15 protein-coding genes are annotated in these 18,505 nt (G+C 64.0%); 4 read left to right on the forward strand and 11 right to left on the reverse strand.

Annotation, left to right across the window (positions count from 1 at the left end; all coding sequences use genetic code 11):
- Window positions 1–21: 21 nt before the first annotated feature.
- The 5 genes from HED64_RS05050 to HED64_RS05070 are packed head-to-tail and all read right to left on the reverse strand — an operon-like array spanning window position 22 to window position 6,469.
- Complete coding sequence (locus HED64_RS05050) at window positions 22–1,524, reverse strand: rhamnulokinase (RefSeq protein WP_168150949.1); 1,503 nt, start codon at window positions 1,522–1,524, stop codon at window positions 22–24.
- Complete coding sequence (locus HED64_RS05055) at window positions 1,521–3,557, reverse strand: bifunctional aldolase/short-chain dehydrogenase (RefSeq protein ID WP_168150950.1); 2,037 nt, start codon at window positions 3,555–3,557, stop codon at window positions 1,521–1,523. The genes HED64_RS05050 and HED64_RS05055 overlap by 4 nt, the downstream gene beginning before the upstream one ends.
- A 25-nt stretch (window positions 3,558–3,582) precedes the next feature.
- Complete coding sequence (locus HED64_RS05060; protein WP_210149206.1) at window positions 3,583–4,902, reverse strand: MFS transporter; 1,320 nt, start codon at window positions 4,900–4,902, stop codon at window positions 3,583–3,585.
- A 7-nt stretch (window positions 4,903–4,909) separates the two neighbouring features.
- Window positions 4,910–6,082 carry an L-rhamnose isomerase gene (gene rhaI, locus HED64_RS05065; protein WP_168150951.1) on the reverse strand — a complete coding sequence of 391 codons (1,173 nt, stop codon included), beginning with the start codon at window positions 6,080–6,082 and terminating at the stop codon, window positions 4,910–4,912.
- Window positions 6,083–6,127: 45 nt separating this feature from the next.
- Window positions 6,128–6,469 (reverse strand): L-rhamnose mutarotase, encoded by a 342-nt coding sequence (locus HED64_RS05070; protein ID WP_168150952.1) that lies wholly within the window; start codon window positions 6,467–6,469, stop codon window positions 6,128–6,130.
- A gap of 251 nt (window positions 6,470–6,720) precedes the next feature.
- Here HED64_RS05070 and HED64_RS05075 point away from each other — a divergent pair, with 251 nt between their 5' ends.
- Entirely contained in the window at window positions 6,721–7,752 is a 1,032-nt protein-coding gene (locus HED64_RS05075; RefSeq protein ID WP_168150953.1) for a LacI family DNA-binding transcriptional regulator, read from the forward strand.
- A gap of 69 nt (window positions 7,753–7,821) precedes the next feature.
- Here HED64_RS05075 and allB read toward each other — a convergent pair whose 3' ends face one another.
- From allB to HED64_RS05100, 5 genes are all read right to left on the reverse strand, one after another.
- Entirely contained in the window at window positions 7,822–9,213 is a 1,392-nt protein-coding gene (gene allB, locus HED64_RS05080) for an allantoinase AllB (RefSeq protein ID WP_245325629.1), read from the reverse strand.
- 49 nt (window positions 9,214–9,262) lie between these two features.
- Window positions 9,263–10,411: a glycerate kinase gene (locus HED64_RS05085; RefSeq protein WP_168150954.1), complete on the reverse strand. Its 1,149-nt coding sequence runs from the start codon at window positions 10,409–10,411 to the stop codon at window positions 9,263–9,265.
- A gap of 29 nt (window positions 10,412–10,440) precedes the next feature.
- Complete coding sequence (gene gcl, locus HED64_RS05090; RefSeq protein WP_168150955.1) at window positions 10,441–12,246, reverse strand: glyoxylate carboligase; 1,806 nt, start codon at window positions 12,244–12,246, stop codon at window positions 10,441–10,443.
- Window positions 12,247–12,410: 164 nt separating this feature from the next.
- Window positions 12,411–13,334 (reverse strand): 2-hydroxy-3-oxopropionate reductase, encoded by a 924-nt coding sequence (locus HED64_RS05095; RefSeq protein ID WP_168150956.1) that lies wholly within the window; start codon window positions 13,332–13,334, stop codon window positions 12,411–12,413.
- A gap of 75 nt (window positions 13,335–13,409) precedes the next feature.
- Window positions 13,410–14,201 (reverse strand): hydroxypyruvate isomerase family protein, encoded by a 792-nt coding sequence (locus tag HED64_RS05100; RefSeq protein ID WP_168150957.1) that lies wholly within the window; start codon window positions 14,199–14,201, stop codon window positions 13,410–13,412.
- A gap of 302 nt (window positions 14,202–14,503) precedes the next feature.
- On the opposite strand from HED64_RS05100, the gene HED64_RS05105 reads away from it, so the two are divergent.
- Window positions 14,504–16,024, forward strand: coding sequence for an NCS1 family nucleobase:cation symporter-1 (locus HED64_RS05105; protein ID WP_168150958.1), 1,521 nt, complete (start codon window positions 14,504–14,506; stop codon window positions 16,022–16,024).
- A gap of 46 nt (window positions 16,025–16,070) precedes the next feature.
- Window positions 16,071–16,817, forward strand: coding sequence for an aspartate/glutamate racemase family protein (locus HED64_RS05110; RefSeq protein WP_168150959.1), 747 nt, complete (start codon window positions 16,071–16,073; stop codon window positions 16,815–16,817).
- Between the two features lie 133 nt (window positions 16,818–16,950).
- On the opposite strand, the gene HED64_RS05115 is transcribed toward HED64_RS05110, so the two are convergent.
- Entirely contained in the window at window positions 16,951–17,556 is a 606-nt protein-coding gene (locus HED64_RS05115; protein WP_168150960.1) for a GNAT family N-acetyltransferase, read from the reverse strand.
- Between the two features lie 174 nt (window positions 17,557–17,730).
- On the opposite strand from HED64_RS05115, the gene HED64_RS05120 reads away from it, so the two are divergent.
- A complete protein-coding gene (locus HED64_RS05120; protein WP_168150961.1) occupies window positions 17,731–18,429 on the forward strand; it encodes a maleylpyruvate isomerase family mycothiol-dependent enzyme in 699 nt (232 codons plus the stop codon).
- The last annotated feature ends 76 nt before the right edge of the window (window positions 18,430–18,505 follow it).

Here is an 18,505-nt window from a genome sequence, read left to right on the forward strand (position 1 = left end):
GGGCGGCTTGTCTTATGCCCGCTAGTTGCCCGAGATCGCTGCACTGACTCCACGGGGAACATAATGTTCCATGGCCACCGAGTCGCGAACCAAGGTCCGCATATCTGCCAGAGACCAGCTCTCGCCGGACAGCGTGCGCAGTTGCACTAAGACATTGCCCAGTGCCGTGCACTCCACCGGACCAGCCACCACGGGAACACCAGATCTGTCGGCGGTGAGCTGACATAGGAGCGCGCTCTGCGAGCCACCACCGACCATGTGGATGGTCTCTGGCTTAAATCCGCCCTGGGCACCGGCGGCAAATGCCTCAAAGGCAAAACTGCTCGCCAAGCTGTCCAGAATGATGCGTAAAATTTGCTCACGGGATGTTGGACGCGCCCCTCCGGCCTCCATGACTGCGGCAACGATGCGCTCGGGAATATCTCCCGGGGCCATAAACCGTTCCTGAGCCGGATCGATCAACACGTTCGGGGCATCAAGGGCCTCGACCACGGGAAGGAGTTCTTCCAAGCTCACGGTGTCCCCCGGGGCGGAGTGAAGATTCCAGTACCTGATCGACTCGCTGAGCAACCAGGTCCCGGTGACGTTTTTAAGCAACCGCACCGTGGAATCCAGACCCATTTCGTTGGTAAAGCCGGCCGCTCGCGCCGCCTGCGTAAGCACTGGCGCCGGTAATTCAACACCCACCAGCCCCCAGGTTCCGCAGGAGACATAGGCTGCGTGCGCCGAAGCCAACGGAGCGGCGACCACGGCACTGGCGGTGTCGTGGGAGGCCACGGCGATCACGGCGACATTGCCAGCGGCACCCAGTTGCGCGGCAAGTTCGGGCAGCAGGGTACCCACCGTGACGCCGGGCCCCAGTACCTGCGGCAGGATGTGATCAACACCGAGATGCTTCGCCAGCTGAGCATCCCAGGTACCCGTGTTTACGTCGAGTAGTCCGGTGGTCGACGCGTTGGTGCGCTCGGCACCCTTAACACCGGTCAGCAGCCAATTGATGTAGTCAGGGACCAGCAACAACGTATCGGCTAAGGCCAGACGCGTGTCACCGCGCTCGGCCTCCAGCTGATAAATGGTGTTAAACGGCAGGAATTGCAGGCCGTTGCGTCCAAAGAGCTCGCTTCGGGGGAACGTTTTTTCCAGTTGAGCGACGGCCCGCTCATTGCGCGGATCGCGGTAGTGCCGCACCTGCCCCAGCCGCTGCCCGTCCTTGAGCAACGCGTAGTCAACGGCCCAGGAGTCAACACCAATGGAGGCGATATCCGGGCGCTGAGCAAAGGCCAGGGCCAACCCGTGACGGATCTGGGTCCACAGCTCATCTAGGTCCCAGGCCAACGCATCGGGTGCCGCCGTCGCCTCGAAAGAGGAGAGCGGGACCGCGCCATTGGCGAAGCGGTGCACCTGGGTGAGCACCACCTTGCCATCGACCAGCTCGCCGAGCATCACCCGTCCGCTGGTGGCACCCAAATCGATGGCTGCCACCGGAGCGTTTCGGCCCGGAACCGTTGACTTCGCTTCACTCATCGCAGGAAGGCCGCCGCAACACCGGAATCCACCGGGATGTGCAGTCCGGTGGTGCGGGTGAGTTCCGAACCAGTGAGCACGTACACGGCATCTGCCACGTTCTGAGGAATCACCTCACGCTTGAGGATGGTGCGGTTCGCGTAGAACTGGCCCAAGTTTTCCTCATCCACACCATAGGTGGCGGCGCGGTTGGCGCCCCAGCCGGAGGCGAAGATGCCCGAGCCGCGCACCACCCCATCGGGATTGATGCCGTTAACGCGCACACCATATTCGCCCAGTTCCACGGCCAGCAGGCGCACCTGGTGTGCCTGATCTGCCTTGGTGGCGGAATAGGCGATGTTGTTCGGACCGGCAAAGACGGAGTTCTTGGAGGAGATGTAGATGATGTCCCCTCCCATCCCCTGATCGATCAAGGCCTTGGCAGCTGCCTTGGAAACCAGGAACGAGCCCTTGGCCATCACGTCGTGCTGCAAATCCCAGTCGGCCTCGGTGGTATCCAACAACGATTTGGACAGTGAAAGCCCGGCATTGTTCACCACCAGGTCGATGCCGCCGAAGGCCAGCACCGTAGCGTCAATGGCGCCCTGCACCGCTGCGGCATCGGCAACGTTGGCCGAAATGCCGATGGCCACGTCCGTGTTGCCTAGTTCCGCTGCTGCAGCCTGAGCCTTGGCCAGATCTAGGTCGGCAATCACGACGCAGGCGCCCTCTGCGGCCAGCCGGGTGGCGATGGCCTTGCCAATGCCGGAGGCGGCACCGGTGACGAAGGCGATGCGCCCGGCATGAGATTTGGGCTTGGGCATGCGGGCCAGCTTGGCCTCTTCCAGCGCCCAGTACTCGATGCGGAACTTCTCGGCATCGGAGATCGGGGTGTAGGTGGACAGTGCCTCGGCGCCGCGCATGACGTTGATGGCGTTGAGGTAGAACTCCCCCGCCACGCGTGCTGTCTGCTTATTTGCCCCGTAGGAGAACATGCCAACACCCGGAACCAGCACGATCAGCGGATCGGCTCCGCGCATCGCCGGGCTGGTGGCATCGGCGTGGGTCTCGTAGTAGGCAGCGTAATCGGCGCGGTAAGCGGTGTGCAGCTCACCGAGGCGGGCCAGCTGTTCCTCGATCGTGGCGTCAGCGGGCAGATCAAGGACCATCGGCTTGATCTTGGTGCGCAGGAAGTGATCCGGGCAGGAGGTGCCCAAGGCTGCCAACGGAGCGAGCTTTTCCCGCGACAGGAAATCCAGCACACGCGCATCGTCACTGAAGTGTCCGACCATGGGCTTGTCCCGGCTGGCCATCCCGCGGATGGTCGGCGCCAGTGCCGCGGCGCGAGCCAGGCGTTCGGTGTCATTGAGGGCTTCAAAGCCCGGCACCACGGCGCCGAAGGGCTCCGGGGAACCGTTTTCTTCGATGTAAGCGGCGGCGGTGTTGATGATCCACAGCGAGTTGGCCTCGCATTCATCGCTGGTATCTGCCCAGGCGGAGATGCCGTGGCCACCGAGAATGCAGCCGATGGCTTCCGGGTTGGCTTCCTTGATGGCCGCGATGTCCAGGCCCAGCTGGAAACCGGGACGGCGCCAGGGCACCCAGATCACCTTGGAGCCAAAAATCTTCTGCGTCAGCACCTCACCGTCCGCTGCGGTGGCGATGGCAATACCGGCATCCGGGTGTAGGTGATCCACGTGGGGAGCGTTAACTAGTCCGTGCATGGCGGTGTCGATCGACGGAGCGGCTCCACCCTTGCCGTGCAGGCAGTAGTCGAAGGCTGCCACCATCTCATCCTCACGTTCCAGGCCCGGGTAGACGTTGACCAGGGCCCGCATGCGATCCAGGCGCAGCGTGGTGAGCCCGGCTTCCGTCAGGGTTCCCAGGTCTCCGCCGGAACCCTTCACCCAGAGCAGTTCAACGTCCTCGCCGGTGACCGGGTCACGGTCGATACCCTTGGCCGAGGTGTTGCCGCCGGCGTAATTGGTGTTCTTTTTATCGGCACCCAGTCGGTTGGATCGGGTGATGAGTTCGTGTGCGGTAGTTGAGGTCATGATTCTCTCCAGCTCGATACGTTTTTTAGACTTTGGCCGCGGCATGGGCCGCGCCATAGCGTTGTGACTCAATGTCCTCGAGGGACTTGCCTTGGGTATCCGGGGCCCAAATGGTGCCGATCAGCAACGCCGCGACGAGCAGGCCGATGATGATCATCCCGACTTTTTCCAGCCCGATGCTGTTGAGCATGATCGGGAAGACCAGGGACAACAGGCCAACCATGACGCGGGCGAGCATAAACAGCACACCCTGGGCGCTGGCGCGGTACTTGGTGGCAAAGAGTTCGGCGGCCCAGAGGCCATAAAACGCCTGCGCGCCCAGTCCGGCGGAAACGCCCCACGCGACGGCGAAGTAGAACAGCGAGAAGGCGCCCGGAGGGGCGAAGATCAGCACGACCCAGGCGGAGACGCCCAACAGGGCGCCGGCGAAGTACAGCCAGCGGCGGCTGACCTTATCTCCGTAACGCATAAAGCCGAAGTAGGTGGCCAGTGCCGTGAGGGTCCAGACCAGTACCTGCAAAAGGTTCTGGTGGGTTGCGCTCTCCACTCCGGCTGCGGCGTACACCCGCGGCTGGAAGATGCCCGACTGGCCTGCCACGGTATTCCAGAGTCCGTACACACCGAGCAGGAAGGCCAGTGCGCCAAAGTTCTTGCGGTTGCTGAACAGTCCGCGCATGCCCGAGAAGAAGGAGATCTTGGTACCGATGCGCACCTGTTCCTTGCGCAGAGTTTTCCACGCCTTGGATTCGGGCAGACCGCGGCGCACCCACCAGGTGATGCCGGCGATGATGAACAGGTGCAGGAAGATCAAGCGGCTGCCCATCACCCCCAGCGGAGCGACCAAGATGGCCAAGGCAAATCCGATGGCCGGGCCGATGGACCAGGCCAGCTGTGCGGCGCCCACGTGGGCCGCGCGGTGTTCGCTCGGTGCTTCCTCGGCGATGTAGGTCCAGGATGCCGGCACCCCTGCGCCCACGGCGATGCCCATGAGGATGACGCCGATCATCAGCGGCACCACGCCGCTGGCGAAGGTGAGCATCAGCGCGCCAATCATGAACACCAAAAGATCGTAGGTGTAGATGAATTTGCGGCCCAGCCGGTCACAGAGTGGTCCGCCGATCGCGGCACCCACTGCGGAGCCGAAGGCGTTGGCCGAGACCGCTGCGATGACGCCGACCAGGGCGTCGTCAAAGCCGAAGGCACCTTGCCAGAGTGTGAGGCTGGTGGCCAGAGCGATGATCGCGCCGGCTTCCATGTAGTTGGACATGGCCACCGCTGCGGTGGCTTTCCAGCCGCTGATGGAGCGTCTGGGTTTTTTCTGAGGTGTCAGTGTTGTGGTGCTCATGTTCTGCTTAGGCTCCCCATCCGGCCTGGACGCCGCCGACACGTTCGGCTTCGATGCGGCTCTGGTAGTCCGAGGCGCGGAAGGCGGCCTCGGGGTCGGCCGGAAGGCCGCGGGATTCGCGCCACTGAGCCAAATCGCCGCGCACGTCGGTGTAGAAGGCGTCCATGAAGACGGCATTAGCGGCCAGGACATCACCGGAGCGCTGTGCGGCCACGAGCGCATCATGGTCAACCAGAAGCGCCCGGGCGGTCATTTCCTGCACGTTGAGTACCGAGCGGATTTGGCCCTGGATCTTATTTTCGACGTTGTGGCACTGATCGAGCATGAACGCGATCTCGGTGTCCGCATCGAGGCCGCCACCGCGGATGACCTCAAACATGATGCGGAAGAGCTGGAACGGATCAGCCGCGCCAACAATCAGGTCATCATCCGCGTAGAAGCGCGAGTTGAAGTCGAAGGAGCCAAGCTTGCCCAAGCGCTGGAGCTGCATCACGATGAATTCGATGTTGGTGCCCGGCGCATGGTGACCGGTGTCTAGGCAGACCTTCGCACGATCTCCGAGTGCTGCCACCTGGGCGTAGGAAGTGCCCCAGTCCGGAACATCGGTGTGATAGAACGACGGTTCGAAGAACTTGTACTCCAGCATCAGGCGCTGATCCCCGGAAAGGCGGGCGTAGATCTGCGCCAAAGATTCGGCCAGACGATCCTGACGACCACGCATATCGGCCTGTCCCGGGTAGTTTGAGCCCTCGGCAAGCCAGATCTTCAGATCGCGGGAGCCGGTGGCGTCCATGACATCGACGCACTCGAGGTGATGGTCAATCGCCTTGCGTCGAACGGACGGATCCTCATGGGTCAGGGCACCGAACTTGTAGTCATCGTCCTGGAAGGTGTTGGAGTTGATGGTTCCCAGCTCGATGCCCAGATCGTTCGCGTAGGTGCGCAGGGCGCCGAAGTCATCAACCTTGTCCCACGGAATGTGCAGTGCCACCGACGGGGCCAGACCTGTCAGCCGGTTGACCTCGGCGGCGTCGGCGATCTTTTCAAAGGGATCGCGCGGGGTGCCGTCGGTGCCATAAACCTTAAAGCGGGTTCCGGAGTTGCCGTAGGCCCAGGACGGGACCTCGATGGCCTGGCGCTCAAGTACGGCAAGGATCTCGGGGCTCAGCATTGTGCCCATGGGGATCTCCAATCTAGTTTTTTGGTGTAGGGATCTGGCGTGGATTTAGTGAGTCACGCCAGCAAGCTGGTCTTCGAGGTTAAATACCTCGGTCAGTTGTTGCGCGTTCTGGTCCGGACGGCCGGCGAGGGAAACAAAAAATTCGGACATCTGCGCTTCCCAATCTGCGGTGCGCGGGTCGGCATCCAATGCGCGCTGGGCTGCGGCGTCATCATCAACCTCGTAGTAGCCAATCAACAGGCCGTCATTGCGCAGAAAAAGCGAGTAGTTACGGCGACCCGAATCTTTAATGGCTTCAAGCATCTGCGGCCATACGCTGGCGTGACGTTCGGTGTATTCAGCGATGCGCTCTTCGCGCACCTGAAGCTGGAAGCAGACTCGGGACATCGTTGTAACCCTTCTGGCTGTGGACTCGACGCCCGCGGGGATAACTAGCGTTCAATCGCACTTATGAATCGTTTCAATTTCTTGTGAGACTCGAGCATAGACCTAGATCACAGTAAATTTCAAGCCGAATTGCGACGCCGGTCACGCGTGAATTGAATCCATTCAACTTAGTCGGTGAAATGCAGTCGAAACAAGCCAGCGGATATACTCAATAGATCACCCCCGCAGCCACAGGAAGGGCCAGATTTCCCATGGCTATCAGTGTTCGAGATGTCGCGCGCGAAGCAGGCGTTTCGGTCGGCACCGTGTCCAATGTGCTCAATAGACCCGAGGTCGTCGCCCCCGCCACCGTCACCCGCGTACAGGCCGTGATCGAGCGCTTGGACTTTGTGCGCAACGACGCCGCCCGGCAACTGCGCGGCGGGCGAAGCCGCAGCTTCGGACTCGTGGTGCTTGACGCCCGCAACCCCTTCTTCATGGACATCACCCACGGCGCACAGAGCCGTGCCCTGGAAAGTGGCTACACGGTCTTAATGGGCGCCAGCGATGATTCCTCACACAACGAACAACGCCTGCTTGACCTCTTTGAGGAACAACGCGTGGCCGGGGTGCTCATTTCCCCGCTGCAGACAGATTTGAGTCGGCTGTGGAAGTTGCGCGACAGCGGTACCCCGGTCGTCATGGTCGACCGGGGAAGCGGGGACCGTTCCTTCTCCTCGGTCTCCGTGGACGACGTGGCCGGTGGCCTCATGGCCGCCCAACACCTGATCGACATTGGCCGCCGGCGCATCGCCTTCATCGGAGGTCCGGTGGAGATTGAACAGGTCCGCCATCGCCTCGAGGGCGCCCAAGCTGCTGTTTCCGCGGTGGGGGATGCAACCCTTGAAGTCTTCACCGCGCGTTCGCTGAGCGTTCTTGAGGGTCGACGCATCGGCTTCGAGCTGGCCCAGCTCCCCTCAAACAAGCGCCCGGATGCAGTATTTGCCGCTAATGATCTGTTGGCACTGGGCATCTTGCAGGCCATCATGATTGATGGGACCCTGCGCGTACCGGATGATATTGCGCTGGTGGGCTACGACGACATCGACTTTGCCCGTTCCTCCATCGTTCCCATTACCTCGGTGCGCCAACCCGCGGTGGAGATTGGACGCACGGCCGTCGAGCTGATGTTGCGTGAGGCGCAGGCCGGAGAAGACGCGGTGCGTGAGCAATTTGTCTTCGCCCCCAAACTCATGGTGCGCGCGTCAACCGGCATTGCGCCCGGTGCAACGGAACAGCACTAGGGAGCATCGCGGTGGGCAGGTACGCCGCGATGCTCCCTAGTGCTGGCCGATAGCTCACTCGATCCGGTGCTAGACCTCGCCACGGCGGATCAGCTGACCCCGCGGGGTCTTGAAGTCAACCTCGGTGCCGCGTACGAAGGTCCGGCGGACCTTCCCGGCCAGCACCTTGCCCTGATAGGGCGAGATCGGGTTCTTGTGGTGCAGCTTGTTCACGTCCACCACGAAGCTGTCATCCGGTCCGAAGAACGCGAAGTCCGCGTCATTGCCCAGCGCGATGGCGCCCTTGTGATGCAGGCCGGCGATTTGGGCCGGGCGCTCGGACATCCAATTCAGCACGGTCTCCAGCTTGATGCCGCGGCGCTTGGCCTCGGTCCAGATCAGCGCCAGGCCCAGCTGCAGCGAGGCAACCCCGCCCCAAGCCACGCCGAAGTCGCCGTTCTCGATGTCCTTCAAATCCAGCGTGGAGGGCGAGTGATCCGAGACGATGCAGTCGATGATCCCGTCCTCTAGGCCCTTCCAGAGCAGTTCGCGGTTCGATGCCTCGCGGATCGGCGGGCAGCACTTGAAGGCGGTGGCCCCGTTGGGGATTTCCTCGGCCAGCAGCGTCAGGTAGTGCGGGCAGGTTTCCACGGTCAGCTTCACGCCGTCGCGCTTGGCCGATTCGATCATCGGCAGTGCGTCGGAGGAGGACAGGTGCAGGATGTGGGCGCGGGCCCCGGTCCAGCGGGCGCGCTCAATGACCTCGGCCACCGCAACGTTCTCGGCGCCGCGGGGGCGGGAGGCCAGGAACCTGTCGTAGTGGTCGCCCTCGGCGTTCGGGGCACGGTCGATGGCGCGCGAGTCCTCGGCGTGCACCAGCATCATCGAGTCGAAGGAGGCGATCTCGCTCATGTCCTCCTCCATCTCGTCGGGTTCGAGGTACGGGAATTCCTCGACGCCGGAGTGCAGCAGGAAGCACTTGAAGCCGAAAACGCCGGCGTCGTGCAGCTTGCGCAGCTCGGGCTTGTTGCCCGGGATCGCACCTCCCCAGAATCCGACGTCGACGAAGGCCTTGGTCCGGGCCGCGTCCTGCTTGAGTTCTAGGGCCTCGACGTTGACGGTCGGCGGGATGGAGTTCAGCGGCATGTCCACGATGGTGGTCACCCCGCCGGCCGCAGCGGCCTTGGTGGCGGACTCGAAGCCTTCCCACTCGGTGCGGCCCGGCTCGTTGACGTGCACATGGGTGTCAACCAGGCCCGGGATCAGCACTTCTTCGGCGGACAGCTCGATGAGCTGCGCACCACAGAGGTTGTTGCCCAACGGCTCGATGGCGACGATCTTGCCGTCGCGGATGCCGATTTCGCGGGCGACGGTTCCGGCGCTCGTGACGATCCGCTCGCCGCGGATCACCAGGTCGAAGTCTGCGCCTGAAGTTGCTTCCGTCCGTGGCGTCGCTGCCTCGTTGAGCTCGGTGTTGCCCATGGTTTCGTCCTTACGTTTCGTGCGGTGGGAATGGTGGTGGCGCCCGGGGTTAGGCGTTGGCCGCGTGGACAGCCAGGAATTCGAAGGCCAATTGGGTTGCCGCCCGTTGCACAAGAGATCCACCCTCACTCATGCAACGAGCAACATCGTCTTCCAGCTCAAGCAGCGATCGCACCGCGGTGAAGCCCGCGGCGGTTGCCTGCTCGGTGGAAAGTTGATTGCGTCCACAAATTGCGTAGACGGGAATGCCGTGGGCGGCGGCCAGCTGGGCCACGCCCACCGGGGTCTTGCCCTCCAGCGACTGCGTGTCCAGGCTGCCCTCGCCGGTGAACACCGCGACGGCCCCGGACAGCGCCTCTTCCAGGCCGGTCAGCTCCAGCACCACATCGATGCCGCGGCGCCGGGTGGCACAAAGCACCGCCAGGGCGGCGAAGCCCACCCCGCCGGCTGCCCCGGCACCCGGCGATGTGGCGAGCTCGGCGATCCTTCCGGCGTTGGGCCCGAGGCCGAGCACCTGCGCCCAACGGCCCAGCGCGGCGTCAAGGTCCCGCACCTGATCCGGGCTTGCGCCCTTCTGCGGGGCAAAGACGAACGCCGCGCCGTGTGCTCCGCTCAGCGGGTTCTCCACATCGGCCGCAAGGGTGAAAGTTGTCGCGGCGATCCGGGGATCCAGCGTGTCCAGCTCGACGCGGGCCAGGGAGGCCAGCGCCCCGCCGCCGGGGGCAAGGTCGTTGCCCGCGGCATCAAGCAGCCGCGCGCCCAGGCCCTGGAGCATGCCGGCCCCGCCGTCGGTGCAGGCGCTACCGCCCACGCCGAGGATGATCTGGGTGGCGCCGGCATCCAGGGCCGCGGCAATCAGTTCTCCGGTGCCGCGGCTACTCGCCCCGAGGGCGTCCGGGGTGCCGCCGGGCAGCCGGTCCAGGCCGGAGGCTTCGGCCATCTCCACGACGGCCACCTCGCCCCGGAGACCGAAGGCGGCTCGCACTACTTCGCCGGTGGGGCCGGTGACAAGCGCGTGGCGCTGCTCGAAGCCGCATTGCACGGCGGCGTCAAGGGTTCCCTCCCCGCCGTCGGCGACGGGTACCGTGAGAATGCGCGCCTGCGGCAAGGCCGCGCGCACCCCCGCCTCGATGGCGGCGGCAACCTGCGCGCCGGTGAGCGATCCCTTGAACTTATCCGGTGCCACTACTACCAACATGGTGTGCCGCCTCCTCTCGCTGTTTCTTCCTAGACCGATGTGCCGGCGTGGACGCCGCGCGCTGCTTCCAACGGGGTCAGCGCCGTGGGGGCATCGGCCGCTGCGGCGGCCAGGTCCTCGAATTCGTTCACTGCGTCCAGTTCAGCACCCATGGCGATGTTTGTCACACGCTCCAGGATGACCTCGACGACGACGGGCACCTGGAACTCCTCGGCCAGGCGGCCGGCCTCGGCGAAGCCCTCGGCCAGTTTGGAGGGATCCTGAACGCGCACGGCCTTACAGCCCAGACCCTCGGCGACCTTGACGTGGTCAACGCCGTAGCCGTTGGTCTCTGGGGAGTTGATGTTCTCGAAGCCCAACGAGACGTGGTAATCCATCTCGAACGGGCGCTGCGACTGACGGATCAGACCCAGGTAGGAGTTGTTCACGACCACGTGGATGTAGGGCAGCTTGAACTGCGCGCCGACCGCCAGTTCCTCGATCATGAACTGGAAATCATAGTCGCCGGAGAGCGCAACGACGGTCGAGTTCGGCTTGCCGCGCACCACGCCCAGGGCTGCGGGACCGGTCCAGCCCAGCGGGCCGGCCTGCCCGGCATTGATCCACTGGCGCGGGCCGAAGACGTGCAGCATCTGCGCACCGGCGATCTGGGACAGGCCAATGGTGGAGACGTAGGTGGTGTCGCGGCCGAAGGCTGCGTTCATTTCCTGGTAGACGCGCTGCGGCTTAATCGGTATGTTCTCAAAGTTGGTCTTGCGGTGCAGCGTGCCCTTGCGCACGGTGCACTCATCGGCCCACGACGAGTAGTCCGGCATGGTGCCTGCGGCCAAACGGCCACGGGCTGCGGCCAGCAGCTGGTCGATGGCCGCCCCGGCGTCGGAGATGATGCCCAGATCCGGGGAGAAGACCCGGCCGATCTGGGTGCCCTCGATGTCGATATGCACAAAGGTGCGGCCCTTGCGGTACGTGTCCAGGCCGCCGGTGTGGCGGTTGGCCCAGCGGTTGCCCAGGCCCAGCACGAAGTCGGAGGCCAGGAAGGAGACGTTGCCGTAGCGGGTGTGGGTCTGGATGCCGACCATGCCCGACTGCAGAGGGTGGTCATCCGGGATCGAGCCCCAGCCCATCAAGGTTGGGGAGACCGGCACGTTCAGCAATTCGGCCAGCTCGACGAGCTGCTGAGAGGCGTTGGCGTTGATGACCCCTCCCCCGGCAATGATCATCGGGTGCTTGGAGGCCACCAACAGATCCAGGACCTTCTCGGCCTGGGCGCGGGTTGCCGCGGGCTTGTCCGGGACCAGCGGCTCGTAGGCGTTGATATCGAATTCGATCTGCGCCATCTGCACGTTGATCGGTAAATCGAGCAGGACCGGGCCGGGACGTGCCGAGCGCATGATCTGGAAGGCCTTGGCGAAGTAGCCCGGGATCTGGCCCGGCTCCAGGACGGTGGCTGCGAATTTAGTGACGGGCTTGGCGATGGACTCGATGTCCACGGCCTGGAAGTCTTCCTTGTGCAGCTTGTCGGTCGGCGCCTGCCCGGTAATGCAGAGCATCGGAATGGAATCGGCGATGGCCGCGTACAGTCCGGTGATCATGTCGGTGCCGGCGGGGCCGGAGGTGCCCAGGCACAGCCCGATCTTGCCGGTGGCACGCGAGTAACCGTCTGCCATGTGGCTGGCACCCTCGACGTGGCGGGCCAGTGTATGGCGGATGGTGCCCCGGCGCTGCATGGCCGAGTACAGCGGGTTAATCGCCGCTCCCGGCAGGCCGAAGGCCTCGGTGGCGCCTTCCTTTTCCAAAATCAAGACAATTGCATCAACGACGCGCATTGTTGCCATGTTGTACTGCTCCTTGTATCAATCCCGGGCGCCGGCAAGGCCTGGCGGCAGGGAGGGGGGTGAAGTTTGGCTGGACGCTCTGCGCGGCTGATGCTGCGCGGCAGTCCGGGTGGTGTGGGCGGCGCGAGTCCCTGCCGGGTAGCGGGGAATCGCGCCGGCGGCGCTTACTGCTGGGTGGCGGCCACGGGTTCGGCCGGAACGTCGGCGGATCCGCTGAGGCGTTGTACGCCGCGGAAGAGTCCGGAGTGGTCCAGGGCGCCGTCGCCGCTGGCCACGGTGGAGGCCACGAGCTGGGCGACGAGTGCGCCGAGCGGAAGCACGACGCCTGCCTCGCGGGCTGCGGAGGTCACGATCCCCATGTCCTTGTGGTGCAAGGCCAGGCGGAAGCCGGGTTCGAAGGACCGGTCAAGGATTTTCTGGCCTTTCTGGTCCAAGACCTTGGAGCCCGCCAGCCCGCCGCCAAGGACGTTCAGCGCGGCGTCAGTGTCGACGCCATAGGCCTCAAGGAACACCACGGCCTCGGATAGCGCCTGGATGTTTGCCGCCACGATGAGCTGGTTTGCCGCCTTGACGGTCTGGCCGGAGCCCGAGGGCCCCACCAGCACGATGGTCTTGCCCACGGCGTTGAAGACCGCGTCGGCGTCGGCGAAGTCTGCTGCCTCGCCGCCGACCATGATGGAGAGCACGCCGCCGATAGCGCCGGCCTCGCCGCCGGAGACCGGTGCGTCGAGCGGGCGGATGCCCGCGGCGCGGGCCTCGTCGGCCAAGTGGGCGGCCACGTCCGGGCGGATGGAGGAGTTGTCGATCCACAGGGCGCCGGCCTTGGCGTGGGCGAAGACGCCTGCCTCGCCGGTGACGACTGCCTCCACGTCAACGGAGTCCGGGACCATGGTGATGATGACGTCGGCACCGGCAACCGCTTCGGGAATCGAACCTGCGCCCTTGCCACCGGCGGCCACCAGTTTGGCGGTCTTTTCGGGGCTGCGGTTATATCCTGTGACCTCGAAGCCTGCCTTGGCCAGGTTGATGGCCATGGGAAGTCCCATGATACCCAAGCCGATGAATGCGATCTTTTGCGTGTTCGACATACCGTGCTCCTGAAAACTCGTGTGTGGGTGGCCGGGGCGTGGAATTCCCGGTGGGGTTTGTTGTGGGGGTGCGGGTTAGGCGGACTGGCGGATGAGCCAGGTGAATGCCTCTGCCGCTGCGGCCTTGTATTCCAAGGCGACGCCTCCGGCGTAGCCGAGGTCGCGGGAACGGGTGACCCATTGCCCCAGCGGCAAGGTTCCGGTTCCCGGTGCCCCGCGTCCCGGGTCGTCGGCGATCTGGATATGTCCGAATTCGTGGGCGTGGCCCTCGATCAGTGCTGCCACATCGTCGCCGTTCACGGCCAAGTGGTAGAAGTCGGCGAGCAACTTGACGTTGGCGGCGCCGGCGGCGTGGACCTTCTGCAGGACGAAGAAGGCATCGGCCGAGGTCTTCAGCGGGTAGGCCTCGGTACCCGAGACTGGCTCGAGCAACACCGTTCCGCCGATGCGCTCGACGCCCTTGGCCGCTGCGACCAGGTTTGTCACGGCCAGCTTGTCTTGCGCCTGGCCGTCAATCCCCGGCTGGCGGTTGCCGTACAGGGCGTTGAAGGCCTTGCATCCGGTGGCCTCGCCGATGGCGGCGACCACGTCGATGTTGTCGAGGAACTCGGATTCGCGTCCAACCCAGGAAACCAGTCCTCGGTCCCCGGCCGGCATGTCACCGGCGAAGAAGTTCAGGCCCTCGAGCGTGACGCCCGCGTCCTTGATGGAGGCAATGAAGGCGTCGATCTCGGAGCCGGCGGGTACCGCGGTGGCGAACGGCCACCAGAATTCAACGCCGTCAAAGCCCGCTGCCTTGGCCGCTGCGGCGCGCTCAAGCAGGGGGAGCTCGGTGAGCAGGATTGAACAGTTGACGGTGTAGGTCATCTTCGACTCCTTCATGGTTCCAATTTCCATATTGTGAAATATGTTTATTGCTTGATGAGAACTCTAGCGAGTGGCCCGAGTCACTGTCAAGACGTCCGCAACCCGGCGCCACCAACCCAAGGCCCGCGCATCTGATGATTTGCAAAGCAACACCCACCCCGGGAACGGTCCCGCCGGGAACCCGGATATATTTCACCGTTATTCCACCAGACGGAAATGCTTTTCTTTTATGTGGAACCGTGTCATTATCGATCAATCAAGTAATCTCCGTCACACCCCCGTGGTGAAAGGTACGAGCTCTTATGACCCATCCAGATGTGCGCATAGCGACGTCAGAATCACACGTCCTGCCATCGGCCCAGCACGGACCGAATCCCCAAGGACTCAGCGCCTCGCTATACAACAACGACCTTGCACCCACCACCAAGGCGGGAAGAACCTGGTCCAGCTACAGCATCTTCACCCTCTGGGCCAACGACGTCCACTCCCTTGGAAACTACGCATTTGCGATCGGGCTCTTCGCACTCGGGCTGGGCGGCTGGCAGATCCTTCTCGCTTTGGGCTTCGGCGCACTGTTGCTCTTCGGGCTGTTGAATTTCTCCGGCTTCATGGGTGAAAAGACCGGCGTCCCCTTCCCGGTCATGAGCCGCATTGCCTTCGGCATCCGCGGGGCCCAGATTCCCGCACTCCTGCGCGGCGCGGTAGCCATCGCTTGGTTCGGCATCCAGACCTACCTGGCCTCCGTCGTTCTGGTGGTCATGATCCTGGCCGTGGCTCCGTCCGCAGCGGGCCTGAACTCCAACAGCTTTCTGGGCCTTTCCGCGCTCGGCTGGATCTGCTTCGTGGCACTCTGGGCGCTGCAGCTCGTAATCGTCAGTTATGGCATGGAAATGATCCGCAAGTATGAGGCCTTCGCCGGCCCGGTCATTCTTGTCACCATGGGCGCGCTAGCCGTCTGGATGTTCACCCGGGCCGGCGGCTCCATCGCTTGGTCCACCGGCAACACCAAGACCGGGCTCGACATGTGGCTCGGCATCCTGGGAGGCGGAGCCCTGTGGGTCTCCATCTATGGCACCTTCGTGCTGAACTTCTGCGACTTCACCCGTAGTGCCAAGTCCAAGGGTTCGATCGTGCGCGGCAACTTCTGGGGCATTCCCTTGAACATGCTGCTCTTCGGCGTGATCGTCGTGGTCATGACCGGTGCGCAGTTCAAGATCGACGGCACCATCATCGACAGCCCCTCGGACGTCGTGGCGGCTATCCCGAACACCTTCCTGCTGCTAGCCGCCTCGGCCGCACTGCTGATCCTGACCGTCGCGGTGAACCTGATGGCCAACTTCGTGGCCCCGATCTACGCGCTGACCAACCTCTTCCCGAAGGTGCTGAACTTCCGCCGTGCCGGCATCATCTCCGGGGTCATCGGACTGCTGATCCTGCCGTGGAACCTCTACAATTCCCCTGCTGTCATCACCTACTTCCTCGGCGGCCTGGGCGCGCTGCTCGGCCCGTTGTTCGGCATCATCATGGCCGACTACTGGATCCTGCGCCGCGCGAAGATCAACATCCCAGACCTCTACCGCAGCACCCCCAAGGGGACTTACTACTTCACCCGCGGCGTGAACTTCCGCGCCATCCTTGCATTGGGCATCTCGGCGATTGCCGCACTGATCCTCGCGTTCTCCCCAGCCCTCGGCAACGTCTCGGCCTTCGCCTGGTTCATCGGTTCTGCCCTCGGCGCCATCATCTACTTGGTCATCGCCAAGCGCGGCCAGGTTCATCAGGACATCGACGGCGAGGCCATCGCCGTGGCCCCCACCCACTAGTCACCGGCATTCCACCGGTTCCACCAGCACCACAGGAGTTTTCCCCATGCGAATTCTGGTCCTCAACGTCAACACCACCGCGTCCATGACCCGTTCCATCGGCGACTCGGCCCGCTCGGCAGCCTCCCCGGGCACCGAGATCATCGAACTGACGCCCAACTTCGGTGCCGACTCCTGCGAGGGAAACTTTGAAAGCTACCTCGCGGCCATCGCCGTCATGGACAAGGTCGTTAACTACACCGAACCCTATGACGCGGTCATCCAGGCCGGCTACGGCGAACATGGCCGCGAGGGACTCCAGGAACTGCTGGACGTACCGGTCGTGGACATCACCGAGGCGGCGGCCTCCACCGCCCAGTTCCTGGGCCACAAGTACTCCGTGGTCACCACGCTGGATAGGACCGTGCCGCTGATCGAGGACCGGCTGAAGCTGGCCGGGCTGTCCGAGCGCTGCGCCTCGGTGCGCGCCAGTGGGCTGAGCGTGCTTGAGTTGGAATCGGACGCCGACCGCGCGGTGGCAGCCATCGTGGAGCAGTCGCGCCAGGCGGTTCAAAACGACAAGGCCGAGGTCATCGTGCTGGGCTGCGGCGGGATGGCGGAACTTGAAACCAAGGTCGCGGCGGCGACTGGGGTGCCGATCGTGGACGGAGTGCGGGCAGCCGTCACCATCGCCGAGTCCCTAGTCCGCTTGGGCCTGAGCACCTCCAAGGTGCGCACCTACGCAACTCCGCGGCGCAAGGTCATCACCGGCTGGCCCATCACCAAGACAACAGCCAATCTCATCCGCGGCTAACGCGGGCGACATCTATCAACGCCAACGATAGGCCCGGGGCGGTTGATGCCGAGGACCTACATCCTCGTGCGGAAAAGTCCGCTTGTCCCTCCCGGTCGGCGATAACATCCCAAGAATCGCGTTGTGACATTCCTCAGCCGCGCGAGACCAGGTAATCGAGGACCTCGGGCGCCAAGGTGCGGTCGGCGAAAATGAGTCGCTGCACCGAATCCCGCCCCACCGCAGCGCGGGTCTTCGCCGACGGTTCGCCCGACCACTTCAGCGCCAGCCCCGCCTTGAGCGCTACCTTCGCGGAGGCAGGATTGGTGGAAAGTACCCGGGCAATGACCGGCACCGCGGCCAGGGTTTCACCCGCACACGCCACGGCCCGTTGGGCCAGCTCGGTGGCGAACCCTTGGCCCCAGCAGGTCGGATCCAGCCGGTAGCCAAGATTCCAGAACCGGCTTCCGCTAGGCGTTTCAAAGAGGTGTACTCCCCCGGTCCCCAGCACCTGGCCCTGCTTGAGCCCCGGATACTGCCCGTCGCTTGCCAGCCGCACCACCCAATGCGAGAGACCATTCTCCTGCCAACCGCTGCCAAACATTGCCAGCGTGGCTTCGATCTGTGCTGGATCGGTGATCAGTTCACCCGGGATGTGCGCCCAAGTCCGCGGGTCGCTGGCAATGGCAAAGACCGCGTTCAGGTCCCCGGGAACGGGTGGATCAAAACCTAGCCGTGGTGTCCGGGGATCGTCGGTCATTTCACCAATCTATCCCGCGCGTAGGGCTCACACTGGGTGCGGCGGGTCCGTGCCCGAGCTCGGGTCTGACAGGCCCGGACGCAATTAACGGTGAAATCGTATGAGTCAATACTCGTTGCATATCTATTACTTCCCGGGACCGTTCGACTGCTGGCCATTGGGTAGGGTGTGACCATGATCAACTCAGCCCGCTTGCACTCGGACCTCTCCCGCCTCAGCCGCGAAACCGGCATGATGCTGGCCACCATCGATACGCTCTCCGACGACGAAATGGCTGCTCCCTCCCTCTGCGAGGGATGGAGCCGCGCGGACGTCATCGCGCACCTCGCATCCAACGGCCGCACGCTGGTGAAGCTCATCGATTGGGCCACCAGCGGGGAGCCGCAGCAGCTTTATGCTTCCCCGGAGGCCCGCACCGAAGAGATCGCCGCACTCGCGGCGCTTCCCCGCGAGGAGCTAATTGCCCGTTTCCGCGAGTCCGCCCAGTTCTTCGCCGAGCAATCGGATCGACTCACCGGAGACCTGGCGATCGACGAAGTGGACCTGCATGGCAAGGTCATCCCCGCCACCTCCATCGTGGCGCTGCGCATTTCCGAGATCGTCGTCCACCATCACGACCTGGACACCGCGTGGACCATTGCGGAGGCGGACCCGGACTCGCAGCTGAACGCCGTGGAGGCCGCGGTGCGCACCATGCGGGCCAAGGGCGCGCCGGGCATGAGCATTGTGACCGAGGAAGGTGACGAGTGGGTGATCGGCGACGGAGCCTTGAGCGTGAAATCTGACCGCGAGGGCCTGATTGAATGGCTGGCCCGCGGCCAGGGTCGCTACATCGAAGCCGACGGACCTTTGCCGGTCTTGCCCACCTGGTAGAACAGCCATTGAGAGAAGGTCCGCTTTCTCGCCGGGAGCCGGCCAATAATCCCGCCGGTGGTCCCTCCCCCAACGA

Origin of the sequence: Paeniglutamicibacter terrestris (genome assembly GCF_012271785.1) — a bacterium.
GTDB classification, from domain to species: domain Bacteria; phylum Actinomycetota; class Actinomycetes; order Actinomycetales; family Micrococcaceae; genus Paeniglutamicibacter; species Paeniglutamicibacter terrestris.